The sequence below is a fragment of the Streptomyces sp. NBC_00885 genome, assembly GCF_045207475.1.
Lineage (GTDB): Bacteria > Actinomycetota > Actinomycetes > Streptomycetales > Streptomycetaceae > Streptomyces.
The window spans coordinates 2,989,619-3,004,569 of the sequence record NZ_CP108796.1; the positions used below are offsets into that span (position 1 = coordinate 2,989,619).

Annotated in this window: 13 protein-coding genes; 9 read left to right on the forward strand and 4 right to left on the reverse strand. The window is 70.0% G+C overall.

Translation table 11 applies throughout. From position 1 onward, the window contains the following. Positions 1-82 precede the first annotated feature (82 nt). The 3 genes from xseA to OHA61_RS13135 all read left to right on the forward strand — a co-directional run bounded on the left by xseA (position 83) and on the right by OHA61_RS13135 (position 2,285). Positions 83-1,291, forward strand: a complete 1,209-nt coding sequence (gene xseA, locus OHA61_RS13125; RefSeq protein WP_324987538.1) for an exodeoxyribonuclease VII large subunit — start codon at positions 83-85, stop codon at positions 1,289-1,291. A gap of 29 nt (positions 1,292-1,320) precedes the next feature. Beyond that, positions 1,321-1,563 (forward strand): exodeoxyribonuclease VII small subunit, encoded by a 243-nt coding sequence (locus OHA61_RS13130; RefSeq protein WP_361907813.1) that lies wholly within the window; start codon positions 1,321-1,323, stop codon positions 1,561-1,563. 131 nt (positions 1,564-1,694) lie between these two features. Then, the gene (locus tag OHA61_RS13135; protein ID WP_406303216.1) at positions 1,695-2,285 is read left to right on the forward strand and encodes a malonic semialdehyde reductase; all 591 of its coding nucleotides are present in this window, start codon (positions 1,695-1,697) and stop codon (positions 2,283-2,285) included. Between the two features lie 62 nt (positions 2,286-2,347). On the opposite strand, the gene OHA61_RS13140 is transcribed toward OHA61_RS13135, so the two are convergent. Further along, positions 2,348-2,863: a DUF4245 domain-containing protein gene (locus tag OHA61_RS13140; RefSeq protein WP_406307339.1), complete on the reverse strand. Its 516-nt coding sequence runs from the start codon at positions 2,861-2,863 to the stop codon at positions 2,348-2,350. Positions 2,864-2,995: 132 nt separating this feature from the next. Here OHA61_RS13140 and glpX point away from each other — a divergent pair, with 132 nt between their 5' ends. Then, the gene (glpX, locus tag OHA61_RS13145) at positions 2,996-4,027 is read left to right on the forward strand and encodes a class II fructose-bisphosphatase (RefSeq protein ID WP_324987550.1); all 1,032 of its coding nucleotides are present in this window, start codon (positions 2,996-2,998) and stop codon (positions 4,025-4,027) included. A gap of 104 nt (positions 4,028-4,131) precedes the next feature. Here the strand turns inward: glpX and OHA61_RS13150 are convergent, their stop codons facing one another. Together OHA61_RS13150 and OHA61_RS13155 are read right to left on the reverse strand one after the other, a co-directional pair. Further along, complete coding sequence (locus OHA61_RS13150) at positions 4,132-4,485, reverse strand: WhiB family transcriptional regulator (protein WP_324987552.1); 354 nt, start codon at positions 4,483-4,485, stop codon at positions 4,132-4,134. A gap of 152 nt (positions 4,486-4,637) precedes the next feature. Next, the gene (locus tag OHA61_RS13155; protein WP_406303217.1) at positions 4,638-5,297 is read right to left on the reverse strand and encodes a DUF1707 domain-containing protein; all 660 of its coding nucleotides are present in this window, start codon (positions 5,295-5,297) and stop codon (positions 4,638-4,640) included. 228 nt (positions 5,298-5,525) lie between these two features. On the opposite strand from OHA61_RS13155, the gene OHA61_RS13160 reads away from it, so the two are divergent. Then, positions 5,526-7,202: a fumarate hydratase gene (locus tag OHA61_RS13160; RefSeq protein WP_406303218.1), complete on the forward strand. Its 1,677-nt coding sequence runs from the start codon at positions 5,526-5,528 to the stop codon at positions 7,200-7,202. Positions 7,203-7,364: 162 nt separating this feature from the next. Here the strand turns inward: OHA61_RS13160 and OHA61_RS13165 are convergent, their stop codons facing one another. Continuing rightward, positions 7,365-8,882, reverse strand: a complete 1,518-nt coding sequence (locus OHA61_RS13165) for a ricin-type beta-trefoil lectin domain protein (RefSeq protein ID WP_406303219.1) — start codon at positions 8,880-8,882, stop codon at positions 7,365-7,367. A 106-nt stretch (positions 8,883-8,988) separates the two neighbouring features. Here OHA61_RS13165 and OHA61_RS13170 point away from each other — a divergent pair, with 106 nt between their 5' ends. The 4 genes from OHA61_RS13170 (at position 8,989) to OHA61_RS13185 (ending at position 14,893) form a co-directional block, all read left to right on the forward strand. Further along, positions 8,989-10,383: a class II fumarate hydratase gene (locus OHA61_RS13170; protein WP_406303220.1), complete on the forward strand. Its 1,395-nt coding sequence runs from the start codon at positions 8,989-8,991 to the stop codon at positions 10,381-10,383. Between the two features lie 58 nt (positions 10,384-10,441). Beyond that, complete coding sequence (locus OHA61_RS13175) at positions 10,442-11,119, forward strand: DUF402 domain-containing protein (RefSeq protein ID WP_406303221.1); 678 nt, start codon at positions 10,442-10,444, stop codon at positions 11,117-11,119. Positions 11,120-11,470: 351 nt separating this feature from the next. Beyond that, on the forward strand, positions 11,471-13,321 hold the full coding sequence (locus OHA61_RS13180; protein ID WP_324987566.1) for a SpoIIE family protein phosphatase: 1,851 nt from the start codon (positions 11,471-11,473) through the stop codon (positions 13,319-13,321). Between the two features lie 87 nt (positions 13,322-13,408). Continuing rightward, a complete protein-coding gene (locus tag OHA61_RS13185) occupies positions 13,409-14,893 on the forward strand; it encodes a catalase (protein ID WP_406303222.1) in 1,485 nt (494 codons plus the stop codon). Positions 14,894-14,951 lie beyond the last annotated feature (58 nt).

Here is a 14,951-nt window from a genome sequence, read left to right on the forward strand (position 1 = left end):
GGAGAGGCAAGAGATCACCCTCCGCGGCACGACCGGGCCTGGGGCGGCGGGGTTGTCGTACGCGGCCGATACGCTCGCCCGTATGGCTCTCAACACGTCCGCGGAAGCTCCTCTGCCGGTCGGCGAGGTGTCACGGCTCATCGGCGGGTGGATCGACCGGCTCGGCGCGGTCTGGGTGGAAGGGCAGATCACCCAGCTCTCGCGGCGCCCCGGCGCCGGCGTCGTCTTCATGACGCTGCGCGATCCCTCGTACGACATCTCGGTGGGCGTCACCTGCTTCCGGCAGGTCTTCGACGCGGTCGCCGACGTGGTGTCGGAGGGTGCGCGCGTCGTGGTGTACGCCAAGCCGGAGTGGTACGCGCCGCGGGGGCAGCTGTCGCTGCGTGCCGTGGAGATAAGGCCGGTCGGGATCGGTGAACTGCTGGCGCGCCTGGAGCAGTTGAAGCGGACCCTGGGCGCGGAGGGGCTGTTCGCCCTCGACCGCAAGAAGGCACTGCCGTTCCTGCCGCACCGGGTGGGTCTGGTGTGCGGTCGGGCGTCCGCGGCCGAGCGTGACGTGCTGGAGGTGGCGCGGCGCAGATGGCCCGCCGTCCGCTTCGAGGTGCGCAATGTCGCGGTGCAGGGTGTGCACGCGGTGGCCCAGGTCGTCCAGGCGGTCAAGGAGCTGGACGAGCTCCGGGACGTGGACGTGATCATCGTGGCGCGGGGCGGCGGCAGCGTGGAGGATCTGCTGCCGTTCTCGGACGAGCAGCTGGTGCGGGCGGTGTCCGAGTGCCGCACACCGGTGGTGTCGGCGATCGGGCACGAGCCGGACTCGCCGCTGCTCGACCTGGTGGCGGACCTGCGGGCCTCCACGCCGACGGACGCGGCGAAGAAGGTCGTCCCGGACGTGGGCGAGGAGATGGACCGGGTGCGCCAGCTGCGCGACCGCGCGCTGCGCACGGTGCGGGGGCTGATCGACCGCGAGGAGCGCGGTCTCGCCCATGCGCTGGCCCGCCCGTCGATGGAGCATCCGCACCGGATGGTGGACCAGCGCGAGGCGGAGGTCGACGCTCTGGTCGCCCGCAGCCGCCGGGTGCTGGGGCATCTCCTGGACCGCGCGGACTCGGAGTTGTCGCACACCCGGGCGCGGGTGCTCTCGCTGTCCCCGGCGGCGACGCTGGAGCGGGGGTACGCGGTGCTGCAGCGCGCGGACGGCGCGGTGGTCCGCTCGCCGGACGAGGTCGCGGCGGGCGACGAGCTGAGGGCGCGGGTCGCCGAGGGCGAGTTCGCGGTACGGGTGTCCGAGTGAGTACGAACGGGGCGAATAGGGTGGGCGGCATGGCAGCCAAGACGGAAGAGAGCACGCTCGGCTACGAGCAGGCGCGGGACGAGCTCATCGAGGTCGTACGCCGCCTGGAGGCGGGTGGCACGACGCTCGAGGAGTCGCTGGCGCTGTGGGAGCGCGGCGAGGAGCTGGCGAAGGTGTGCCGCCACTGGCTGGAGGGCGCCCGCGCGCGGCTCGACGCGGCACTGTCCGAGGGTGAGGCCCCGGGCGCGGCGGCCGGTGACACCGAGGACTGAGCAGGTCAGGGGCCGCCCGGACCGGCCTGTGGTGTGAGTCGGGTCACTGTCGGGCTGTAGTTGAAATTTAATCTACTGGGGTGCGGTTACACCGCCCGTAAACATCTGCACGCCCCGGAAGGTTCACCCCCATGACGCTCGTCCTTGACTCCGCCGCCCAGGACCTCCTGTTCCGCGATGCCCGCACCGCCAACACGTTCACCGACGAGCCGGTGACCGAGGAGCAGGTCCAGGCGATCTACGACCTCGTGAAGTACGGCCCGACCGCGTTCAACCAGAGCCCGCTGCGCGTCGTCCTCGTCCGCTCCGAGGACGCCCGCGAGCGTCTGGTCCAGCACATGTCCGAGGGCAACCGGGCGAAGACCGCGTCCGCCCCGCTGGTCGCGATCCTGGTCGCCGACAACGAGTTCCACGAGGAGCTTCCGGTCCTGTTCCCGCACTTCCCGCAGGCCAAGGACATGTTCTTCGCGGAGCGCCCGGTCCGCGAGCGGGCCGCCGGCTTCAACGCCGCGCTGCAGGCCGCGTACTTCATCGTCGGCGTCCGTGCCGCGGGTCTGGCCGCCGGCCCGATGACCGGCTTCGACTTCGCGGGCGTCCAGAAGGAGTTCCTGGACGATGACCACACCCCGCTGATGATCGTCAACATCGGCAGGCCGGGCGAGGACACCTCGCACCCGCGCTCGCCGCGCCTGGCGTACGACGAGGTCGTCACCACCGTCTGAGCCGCCGCACGCAAAGGCCGCCGCACCCCGTTCCGGGTGCGGCGGCCTTTGCGTGACGTCCGTCAGGTCTTCTTGGACTCCAGCGCGGCGGCGAAGTGTGCCAGCTGCTCGTAGGACGCCGTGCCCGTCACGACCGTCGTCGAGCCCTTGTCCTCGCGCACCAGCGCGTCGTACTTCGGGCCCTCCCAGCGCTGCCATTGCACGCCCGCGATCTGCTGGGTGCGGCCCGTCTTCGTGGCCTGCTGGCTGACCTGCGGGATGTACTTCCCGGCGGGGGCCGTGGACTGCTCCACCGCGACGTACTCGCCGTCCGGGTCCAGGAAGCCGAGGTGCCAGGCATTGCCGTCGGCTCCCCTGTACGAGACGGAGGTCGGCTTCCACTCCTTGGCCAGGCCCTCCGGGGCCGCCACCGGATACGGCGCCGCGCGCCGTGCCGTCAGCAGCTCGACGCGGTAGTCGACCGCCTTGACCGGGTCCGCCTTCTCGTCGTGCGGAATGAATACATAGATCACTGCGACGACGGCGCCGATCACCGCCATCGACAGCACCATGTCGCGCACCGTCTGTCTGCCTCGCATACCTGCCACGCCCCCATCGTCGCATCAAGGGTGCGTGCTCAAACGTGGCCCCCTCTGCTCAATTTGTCGACGTACGGATAGAGTCGCATCACCCTCTTTTCCGGCCGTCGTCGTACAGAAAGGTGCGCTCCGATGACCGAGCACAATCTGCCGCCTCAGCTCGAGGTCTCGCCCGAAGCCCCCGACCGCAACCTCGCCCTGGAGCTCGTCCGCGTCACCGAGGCCGCTGCCATGGCCGCCGGCCGTTGGGTGGGGCGCGGGGACAAGAACGGCGCGGACGGCGCGGCCGTCAGGGCCATGCGGACCCTCGTCTCCACCGTTTCGATGAACGGCGTCGTCGTCATCGGCGAGGGCGAGAAGGACGAAGCCCCGATGCTGTTCAACGGCGAGCGGATCGGCGACGGCACCGGCGCCGAGGTCGACATCGCCGTGGACCCGATCGACGGCACCACCCTGAACGCCAAGGGCATGCCCAACGCCATCGCCGTCCTGGCGGCCGCCGACCGCGGCACCATGTTCGACCCGTCCGCGGTCTTCTACATGGACAAGCTCGTCGTCGGCCCGGAAGCGGCCGACTTCGTCGACATCACCGCCCCGCCGTCGGTCAACATCCGCCGGGTCGCCAAGGCCAAGAGCATGTCCCCCGAGGACGTCACCGTCGTCATCCTGGACCGCCCCCGCCACGAGGGCATCGTCAAGGAGATCCGCGAGACCGGCGCCCGGATCAAGTTCATCTCGGACGGCGATGTCGCGGGCTCGATCATGGCCGTACGCGAAGGCACCGGCGTCGACCTGCTGATGGGCATCGGCGGCACGCCCGAGGGCATCATCTCCGCCTGCGCCATAAAGTGCCTCGGCGGCACGATCCAGGGCAAGCTCTGGCCCAAGGACGACGCCGAGCGGCAGCGCGCGCTCGACGCCGGTCACGACCTGGACCGGGTGCTGCACACGAACGACCTGGTCAGCGGCGAGAACGTGTTCTTCGTCGCCACCGGCATCACGGACGGCGAGCTGCTGCGCGGCGTGCACTACCGCGCGGAGACCGCGACGACGTCCTCGCTCGTGATGCGCTCGAAGTCCGGCACGATCCGGAAGATCGACTCGACGCACCGGCTCTCCAAGCTGCGTGCGTACAGCGCGATCGACTTCGACCGCGCGAAGTAGCGCGAAGCAGTACGCGCGGCAGAGCGGCACACACGGAAGGGGCGCCCCATGTGCGGTGGGGCGCCCCTTCCCGTAGGTGCGCGTCTCCGGCGGTGTCGCCCGGATCAGGCCGCCGACGCCGGCTTCTTGAGCTCGACCTCGCGCCGCCTGCGCCGGGCCAGCACCACACGGCGCTCGGCGGCCGTCAGCCCGCCCCACACTCCGTACGGCTCGGGCTGGAGCAGCGCGTGCTCCCGGCACTCGACCATCACCGGACAGCGGGCGCAGACCCGCTTCGCAGCCTCCTCGCGCGACAGCCGCGCGGCCGTCGGCTCCTTCGACGGGGCGAAGAACAGTCCGGCCTCGTCCCGGCGGCACACCGCCTCCGCGTGCCAGGGTCCGGCCTGATCTTCCCGAGCGGGAATCCGCTGGGGCGGAAGGGCGGCCACCTGCAAGGACTGATGCGGCAGTTGCAGCACGGTCTACTCCTGACGACGGCTTCGCGAGCGAGAGACGATGCAGCACTCCCTACCCGCTGTACGCACTCCTATTCACTGAGTGGCACTGAGTTGCGGGGTACGGAATTGCGGGATGGGCGCTCGCGGCCAAAAAGCGCTCCGGGGCGGAGCCGTCAGCCGAGGTGTTTGCGCAGGCGGTCATGGAGATCGGCGATGAACCGGCCCCGCTTCGGCTTGGCTTCGACATTGCCGAAAACCGAATACCCGTTGACGACCACGACCGGGGCCTCGGGGTCGGCGGCCTCCAGGGTGAGGACGTCGAAGTTGCCGAAGAATCCGGTGCCACTGCCGCGCAGCGAGATGTTCTCGGGCACTCGGATCTCGACATTGCCAAAAATGGCGGTCGCGTTGATCACGGTCAGCCGCTGCCCGAACAGCGCCTCGGTGAGATCGATTTCGACACTGCCGAAGAGCGAGAAGGCGTTGGTCCGGCGGCCGACGCGCCAGCGGCCCTTGCGGGTGGAGCTGGAGAAGACGGCGACCAGGTTCTCGGCCGGTCCGGCGGGCTCGTCGGGTCCGTAGGCGTACGCGGGCGATTCGGGGCGCTCACGGGTCGCGGGCAAGTCCCGTACGAGTGGCTCCAGTTCACCGAGAGTCTTGGCGCGGTAGACGGCGTCGATCCGCTCGGAGTGCTCCTCGGCGTCCAGCCGGCCCTCCGCCAGGGCATCCCTGAGGATGTCCGCGATCCGGTCGCGGTCGGCATCGGAGGCACGGATGGCGTCGCCGGGCTCGGCGGGGGCGACGGGCTTCTGGGAGTGCTTGTCGAGGTCCACGGATTCAGCGTAGCGAAACGCGATAGATCGCGACTAGGGGATGTCCGGGGTCGGGCGCGCCGCCTGCCGCCGGAGTTGTGGCCCCGGATCCCGGCCAGGCCCGTTGCGCGTCCGGGGCGCGGCAAGGCGCCGGGTGAGCCTTACCTCACAGACCGCGGCAGCGAACCGCGTTCTACGCTGGAGGGCGCGCTGCCAATGGAGGCCGCGTCGCTGTCTGCCGAGTGAGGAATGGCCGTAATGCCAGAGTTTGCGTACTCCGATCTGCTCCCGCTGGGAGAGGACGCCACGCCGTACCGGCTCGTGACCGCCGAGGGAGTCTCCACCTTCGAGGCCGACGGCCGTACGTTCCTCAAGGTCGAGCCGGAGGCGCTGCGCACGCTCGCCGCCGAGGCCATGCACGACATCTCGCACTATCTACGGCCCGCCCACCTCGCGCAGCTGCGCCGCATCATCGACGACCCGGAGGCCTCCTCCAACGACAAGTTCGTCGCGCTCGACCTGCTCAAGAACGCCAACATCGCCGCCGCGGGCGTGCTCCCGATGTGCCAGGACACCGGCACGGCGATCGTGATGGGCAAGCGGGGGCAGAACGTCCTGACGCAGGGCGGCGACGAGGAAGCCCTCTCCCACGGCATCTACGACGCGTACACCAAGCTCAACCTGCGCTACTCGCAGATGGCTCCGCTCACCATGTGGGAGGAGAAGAACACCGGCTCCAACCTCCCCGCCCAGATCGAGCTGTACGCCGCCGACGGCGGCGCGTACAAGTTCCTCTTCATGGCAAAGGGCGGCGGCTCCGCCAACAAGTCCTTCCTCTACCAGGAGACCAAGGCGGTCCTGAACGAGGCCTCCATGATGAAGTTCCTGGAGGAGAAGATCCGCTCGCTGGGCACGGCCGCGTGCCCGCCGTACCACCTGGCCATCGTCGTCGGCGGTACGAGCGCCGAGTTCGCCCTGAAGACCGCGAAGTACGCCTCCGCGCACTACCTCGACGAGCTGCCCGCCGAGGGCTCGCCCACCGGTCACGGCTTCCGCGACAAGGCGCTGGAGGAGAAGGTCTTCGAGCTCACCCAGAAGATCGGCATCGGCGCGCAGTTCGGCGGCAAGTACTTCTGCCACGACGTGCGCGTGGTCCGGCTGCCGCGGCACGGTGCCTCGCTGCCCGTCGCGATCGCCGTCTCCTGCTCGGCCGACCGCCAGGCCACCGCGAAGATCACCGCGGAGGGTGTGTTCCTGGAGCAGCTGGAGACCGACCCGGCGCGCTTCCTCCCCGACACGACGGACGAGCACCTCGACGAGGCGGGGGACGTCGTGAAGATCGACCTCAACCGGCCGATGGACGAGGTGCTCGCCGAGCTCACCAAGTACCCGGTCAAGACCCGGCTCTCGCTGACCGGCCCGCTGGTCGTGGCGCGCGACATCGCGCACGCCAAGATCAAGGAGCGCCTCGACGCGGGCGAGGAGATGCCGCAGTACCTGAAGGACCACCCCGTCTACTACGCCGGTCCCGCGAAGACGCCCGAGGGCTATGCGTCCGGCTCGTTCGGGCCGACGACGGCGGGCCGTATGGACTCCTACGTCGAGCAGTTCCAGGCGGCGGGCGGCTCGAAGGTCATGCTCGCCAAGGGCAACCGCTCGAAGCAGGTCACGGACGCGTGCGGAGCGCACGGCGGCTTCTACCTCGGCTCGATCGGCGGGCCCGCGGCGCGGCTGGCGCAGGACTGCATCAAGAAGGTCGAGGTCGTGGAGTACGAGGAGCTGGGGATGGAGGCGGTGTGGCGGATCGAGGTGGAGGACTTCCCGGCGTTCATCGTGGTGGACGACAAGGGGAACGACTTCTTCACTGAGCCCGCGCCGGCGCCGACGTTCACGTCGATCCCGGTGCGGGGTCCGGGGCTGGGGTAACGCCTGCGGCGGGGCTGTTCCCCACCCCGCCCCTTCCCGAGCTGGGGCTCCGCCCCAGACCCCCGTATGCGACCTTCGGCCGCATGTCCTCAAACGCCGGACGGGCTGAACATCAGCCCCGCCGGCGATTGAGGCGCGGGGGTCCGGGGGCAGCGCCCCCGGCTAGCCGAAGCGCTGGTTCGGGCCGCCCGTGCACGGCTGCAGCCGCGCCGCGTCCCGCGCCGCCGCCACCGTCAGGCACAGGCCCGTCGCCGACGCCGGACGGACCGTCCCGGCCGTGCGGACGAACTGCTGGTTCGTGCCGCCGTGGCAGTTCCACACGATCGCCGCCGTACCAGCCGTATAGCTGCCGCCCGGCACGTCCAGGCACCGGTCCTGCGTCAGCTCCGTATGCAGCGATCTGCGCGCCTCGTCGTACCACCACCCCTGGTTGCGTCCGCCGTGGCAGTCCCAGCCCACGACGCCCGTCCCGTTGCGGCTCACCGCACCCGCGACGTCCACGCACGAGCCCGTCGCCTCGTTCCTCAGGGGCCTGTACGCGTCGTCCCAGGCCCCCGCGTACAGCGCGGGCTTTCCGCCGGATGCGGCGTCCGCGCAACTCGCCTCGCGCAGACCCGAGTTGTAGAGCTGGGTCAGGCAGGACGCGAAGGCCGCGTGCCCGCGCACATTGGGGTGGAAGGACTGGCGGACCGAATTGGAGTCGGGCGGGAAGTTGGACAGGTCGATGTACAGTCCGCGGGCCCAGGTGTCCTCCATGCAGACCTCGTGGCCGTGGAAGAGCCGGGAGTTGTCCAGGTAGACCGCACCGGTGGACTGCGCCACCCGGCGCATGCCGCGTTCGAAGGCGGGGACGGCCGTGTTGCGGCCCCAGACGGTGTCGGAGTCGTAGCCCATGCCGCCGCAGATCAGCTTGCCGGGGAAGCCGGGGTTGTCGCGGAAGTCCGGGCCGATGGGGCTCGGGTAGCCCATGACGACCAGTTTGTAGTCGCCGTCGGCGTAGCCGGCGTCGTGCATCACGGTGCGCAGGTCGCGCACCGTCTGCTCGACCTTGGGGACGAGGCCGTCGACGCGGGCCTGCCAGCCCGGTGCGTACTTCGGCTCGCAGGGGCCCTGGATCAGCACATAGCGCGTGACGCAGTCGGTCATCACCGGGCCGAACTGCAGGTCGTCGTTGGCTCCGGCCACCAACAGCACCATCTTGATACGGGTGTTGCGCGCCTTGATCGCGAGGTTGTCGCTCTGGACCAGTTCGTCGGAGTACTGCTTCGAGCCGCCGATCCTGATGTTCCCGGTGTACGCGCCGGAGCAGGAGACGTTGTACGTGACATCCGCCGCGATGCCCGTACGGTGGATGGCGGCGTCGGGGGAACGGTGGCACCAGTTGTCGGGGCCGTTGGTGCCGGGTTCGTAGGTGCCGACGCCCTCGCCGGAGATCTCGCTGTCGCCGAGCGAGATCAGGCCGGTCTTGCGCTCGGCGGGCGGGCGTTCGGCGGGGCTGCCGTAGAGCTTGACGGCCTCGGCCGCGCGGATGGACTCGAGCTCGGGCGGGAGCGGTACGGACAGGGCCACGCGCGTCTCGCCGGCGGCGGCCTGAGCGGTGGTGGTCATTCCGCCAAGTCCGGCCGCCAGTGCGGCTGCGGCCGCGACCGTACAGCGAAGTCTTCGTCTCGTGCGCCTCATTGCGCCTCCCCGGTTTGTCGTTGACTGGGGTATTTACTGGCGGGTAGCGCAGATGGGAATAGGCGGAACAAGACAAGTGCTCATCTTTTCGGGAGGTACGAGAGAGATGACTGACGCGAACCAGTACCGGATCGAGCACGACTCCATGGGTGAGGTGCGGGTTCCCGCGCACGCCAAGTGGCGGGCCCAGACGCAGCGGGCCGTGGAGAACTTCCCCGTCTCCGGCCAGCGCCTGGAGCGCGCCCATATCGAGGCTCTGGCCCGGATCAAGGCGGCCGCCGCCCTGGTCAACGCCGAACTCGGGGTGCTGGACAAGGACATCGCGGGCGCCGTCGCCGACGCTGCCGCCGAGGTCGCGGACGGCCGCTGGGACGAGCACTTCCCGGTGGACGTCTTCCAGACCGGATCCGGGACGTCCTCGAACATGAACGCCAACGAGGTCATCGCCACCCTCGCCACCGAGCGTCTCGGCCGCGAGGTCCACCCCAACGACCATGTGAACGCCTCCCAGTCGTCCAACGACGTCTTCCCCTCCTCCATCCACATCGCCGCGACGGCTGCCGTGACGCGGGATCTGATCCCGGCGCTGGATCATCTGGCCGCCTCGCTGGAGCGCAAGTCCGCCGAGTTCTCGGACGTCGTCAAGTCGGGCCGTACGCATCTGATGGACGCCACCCCGGTCACGCTGGGCCAGGAGTTCGGCGGCTACGCCGCGCAGATCCGCCACGGCGTGGAACGGCTCGAGTCCGCGCTGCCCCGCCTCGCCGAACTCCCCCTGGGCGGTACGGCGGTGGGCACCGGGATCAACACCCCGCCCGGCTTCTCGGCCGAGGTCATCGCGGAGCTCGCCCGCGCCACCGGACTGCCGCTGACCGAGGCCCGCAACCACTTCGAGGCCCAGGGCGCGCGTGACGCGCTCGTCGAGACCTCGGGACAGCTGCGTACCGTCGCCGTCTCGCTCACCAAGATCTCCAACGATCTGCGCTGGATGGCGAGCGGCCCGCGCACCGGACTGGCCGAGATCAACCTCCCCGACCTGCAGCCCGGCTCGTCGATCATGCCCGGCAAGGTCAACCCGGTGATCCCCGAGGCCGTACTGATGGTCGCGGCCCAGGTCACGGGCAATGACACGACCGTCGCCACCGCCGGCGCCGCCGGGAACTTCGAGCTGAACGTGATGCTCCCGGTGATCGCCAAGAACCTGCTGGAGTCGGTCAGGCTGCTCGCGAGCGCCTCCCGGCTGCTGGCGGACCGTACCGTCGACGGCATCACGGCCAATGTCGAGCGGGCCCGCGAGTACGCCGAGTCCTCGCCGTCGGTCGTCACCCCGCTCAACAAGTACATCGGATACGAGGAGGCGGCCAAGGTCGCCAAGAAGTCACTGGCCGAACGCAAGACGATCCGCGAGGTCGTCCTGGAGTCCGGCTATGTGGAGCGTGGAGCGCTCACCGTCGAACAGCTCGACGAGGCTCTCGACGTGCTGCGTATGACGTATCCCTGACATGACGGCCGTGACCTGGGTCGCAGCAGGACCCCGGCCGTCCTCCTAGGATCTGCTCATGACAGGCACTCAACGCATCGCACGCTGGACGCCCGGGGACCACATCCTCTGGCGCTATCGCGGCCATGCCCCGGACCTGTCGGGCGCCGCCGTCCACATCTGCCGCCCCGTGACCGTCGTGGAGGACACCGACGAACTGCTGGCCGTGTGGATGGCGCCGGGCACGGAGTGCGTGAAGCCGGTGCTCGCGGACGGCACGCCGGTTCACCAGGAGCCCCTCGCCACCCGCTACACCGCTCCGCGCACCGTCACCCGCGCCCGCTGGTCCGGCGCCGGCGTGCTGAAGCTGGCGCGGCCCGGGGAGCCGTGGTCGGTGTGGCTCTTCTGGGACCGCGGCTGGCGCTTTCGCAACTGGTACGTCAACCTCGAAGAGCCACGCACGCGTTGGGCGGGCGGTGTCGACTCCGAGGACCACTTCCTGGACATCTCGGTCCACCCGGACCGCAGCTGGCGCTGGCACGACGAGGACGAGTTCGGCCAGGCTCAGCTCGTCGGCCTGATGGACGCGGAGAAGGCGGCGCGGGTACGGGAGGCGGGTGAGGCTGCCGTGGAGGTCATCAGGGCCTGGGGAGCACCGTTCCCGGACGGCTGGGAGCACTGGCGGCCCGACCCTTCCTGGCGGGTTCCCGAGCTGCCCGCGGACTGGGACCGAAGACCCGCACAGCTCACGTCCTGAGTCCGCGGCGGGGGCGAAGAGCGGTGTGGCTGGTTCCGGTACGGGAACACCCCCCGGCACATGCGACCTCGTGAGACTCTTGATGCGCCCCCTGGGGGCAAACGTAGGATCGTCGTCCGCAAGGCTGCGTCGTTTCGGCAACCGTTGAGCGCAGCACACGACCTGACCGTAAGTCATCACGAGGCAGTGCCGAGGGGGTGGAGCTGTGCCGGATGCCCGCCATCCTTTCGACGCCGCCCGCAGAGCGATTGTTTCGCCCGGCGGCTCGGGGGTTATCCCCCGAGGTAGCACAGCACCGCTCCACGAGGTGATCGCATCGCACAACCGGCCCGGACGGACGGAACCCCACGAGTGACGGAGCAGCCCACCTCCCACGAAGGCCGGCAGCCCCTGGCTGCCCGGCCGCACGAACGCACCCGCCCGCGGTCGGAGGCGCCCGGCCCGTCGGCCGTGCCCTCGCCGGCCGGTCCCCCGCAGGACCTGGCGGGGACGGCGCGCCGCGAAGGCGACCGGCTGCGTTTCGTGGGGGCGGCGACGCGCCGCATCGCACGCGGGATAGATCTGGACGAGATCGTCCTCGGGCTGTGCAGGGCGACCGTGCCGACCTTCTCCGACGCGATCCTCGTCTATCTCCGCGACCCGCTGCCGGTGGGCGACGAACGGCCCGTTTCGCCGTTCGTGCTGCGCCTGCGCCGTACCGACAGGCTGCGTTTAGCCGGTGAGGACGCCGATCTCGGCGCCGCTGTGCCGATCGCCGTCCTGGACCCGCAGACCGACCTCTCGCCGACCGCAGAGCTGTGCGAGGTGCGGTCCGGCGGTGCGCTCTCCGAGGTGCTGCGCGGGGTGCGGCCGGTCTTCGGCGACTCCGCGGCGGCCCGGGCCGCGCTGCCCGAGCTGCTGGGCGACGGCCGTACGGTGCCCAGCGGTCATCGCGCGATACTGGCCCCGCTCCGCGGCAGGCGCCGGGTGATCGGCGCCGCCGTCTTCCTGCGCCGTCCCGACCGTCCCGCCTTCGAGCCCAACGACCTTCTGGTCGCGGCCCAGTTGGCGACCCACACCGCGCTCGGCATCGACAAGGCCGTGCTGTACGGACGCGAGGCGTACATCGCCGACGAGCTGCAGCGCACGATGCTGCCGGACTCGCTGCCCCAGCCGACCGGTGTCCGGCTCGCCTCGCGCTATCTGCCGGCCGCCGAGACGGCCCGCGTCGGCGGCGACTGGTACGACGCGATCCCGCTGCCCGGCAGCCGGGTGGCGCTGGTCGTCGGCGATGTCATGGGTCACTCCATGACCTCGGCCGCGATCATGGGCCAGCTGCGGACCACCGCACAGACCCTCGCCGGGCTCGACCTGCCGCCGCAGGAGGTCCTGCACCACCTCGACGAGCAGGCCCAGCGGCTGGGCACCGACCGGATGGCGACCTGCCTGTACGCCGTCTACGACCCCGTCGCACACCGCATCACCATCGCCAACGCCGGCCACCCGCCGCCCATCCTGCTGCACCTGGGCGGGCGGGCCGAGGTGCTGCGCGTACCGCCGGGAGCGCCCATCGGCGTGGGCGGGGTGGACTTCGAGGCCGTGGAGCTGGACGCCCCGGCCGGCGCGACCCTGCTGCTGTACACCGACGGTCTGGTCGAGTCCCGGCTGCGCGATGTGTGGACGGGGATCGAGCAGCTGCGGGAGCGTCTTGCCGCCACCGCCCAGCTGACCGGGCCCGACCACTCGCCGCCGCTGGAGGCCCTGTGCGACGACGTGCTCGACATGCTCGGTCCTGGTGACCGCGACGACGACATCGCGCTGCTCGCGGCCCGCTTCGACGGGATCGCGCCAAGTGATGTCGCGTACTGGTTCCTGGAGCCGGAGGACGCCGCCCCGGGCCGCGCCCGCCGCCTGGCCCGCAGGGCGCTGGCCCGCTGGGGCCTGGAGGAGCTGAGCGATTCGGTGGAGCTGCTGGTCAGCGAGGTCGTGACCAATGCTGTGCGGTATGCGGAGCGGCCGGTGACGCTGCGGCTGTTGCGTACGGACGTACTGCGCTGCGAGGTCGGCGACGACTCCCCGCAGCTGCCAAGACAGCGGCGGGCCCGGGACACCGACGAGGGCGGACGCGGACTGTTCCTGGTGAACCGGCTGGCCAGACGGTGGGGGGCCACCCGGCTGTCGACCGGCAAGGTCGTCTGGTTCGAGCTGCCTACCCGTACGTAGCCAAATTGTGGACTTTGTCCAAGGTTGCCCCTGTCGCAGCCGCGGAGTTGACTGGAGCACACGGCCGAAGCGACCGCAGTCCCCTTTATGGATGGGAGGACGCTCGTGACCGAGACAACCCCCAAGGCTCCGTACACGACGAGCAACTCCGGCATCCCGGTGGAGAGCGACGAGCACTCGCTCACCATCACCGCCGACGGCCCGATCCTGCTCCAGGACCACTACCTCATCGAGAAGATGGCCCAGTTCAACCGGGAACGGGTCCCCGAGCGGGTGGTCCACGCCAAGGGCGCGGGAGCGTACGGGACCTTCGAAGTAACCAATGACGTCAGCCAGTTCACCAAGGCCGACCTGTTCCAGCCGGGCAGGCGCACCGAGATGCTGGCCCGGTTCTCCACGGTCGCGGGTGAGCAGGGCTCCCCCGACACCTGGCGTGACCCCCGCGGCTTCGCGCTCAAGTTCTACACGGAGCACGGCAATTACGATCTGGTCGGCAACAACACGCCGATCTTCTTCGTACGCGACCCGCAGAAGTTCCAGGACTTCATCCGCTCGCAGAAACGCCGCCCGGACAGCGGGCTGCGCGACAACGACATGCAGTGGGACTTCTGGACGCTGTCCCCCGAGTCCGCGCACATGGTGACGTGGCTGATGGGCGACCGCGGCATCCCCAGGAACTACCGCCACATGAACGGCTACAGCTCGCACACCTATCTGTGGGTCAACGCCGGCGGCGACAAGTTCTGGGTGAAGTACCACGTGAAGACCGACCAGGGCATCGACTTCCTCACCCAGGCGGAGGCCGACGATCTGGCCGGCCGTGACGGAGACGTCCACCGCCGCGATCTGTACGACGCGATCGCCTCCGGCAACGCCCCGAGCTGGACCATGAACGTCCAGGTCATGCCCTTCGAGGATGCCCCGGACTACCGCTTCAACCCCTTCGACCTGACCAAGGTGTGGCCGCACGGCGACTACCCCCTGATCGAGGTCGGCCGGATGACGCTCAACAAGAACCCGGAGAACTATTTCGTCCATATCGAGCAGGCCGCCTTCGAGCCCTCGAACCTGGTGCCCGGCATCGGCCCGTCGCCGGACAAGATGCTGCTCGGCCGGCTCTTCTCGTACCCGGACACCCACCGGTACCGCATCGGCCCGAACTACAACCAGCTGCCGCCCAACAGGGCACGCTCGCAGGTGAATTCGTACGCCAAGGACGGCCCCATGCGGTACGACGCCGCGAACACCGCGCGGCCCTACGCCCCGAACTCCTACGGCGGCCCGGCGGCCGATGTAGGGAACTTCGGCGAGCCGGCGGGCTGGGCGACGGAGGCCGGCGAGATGGTGCGCGAGGCGTACACGCTGCACCGCGAGGACGACGACTGGGGCCAGCCAGGCACCATGGTCCGCCAGGTGCTCGACGACGCGGCCCGTGACCGGCTGGTGTCGAATGTCAGCGGGCATCTGCTCGCCGGCGTCTCCAGGCCGGTGGTGGACCGGGCGCTGCAGTACTGGCGCAATATCGACAAGGAGCTGGGCGACCGTATCGCCAGCAAGGTGAACGGCGGCTGAGCCCGCAGCGCACACATGACCGTGCCCGGGGATCGAATGATCCACGGGCACGGTCGTA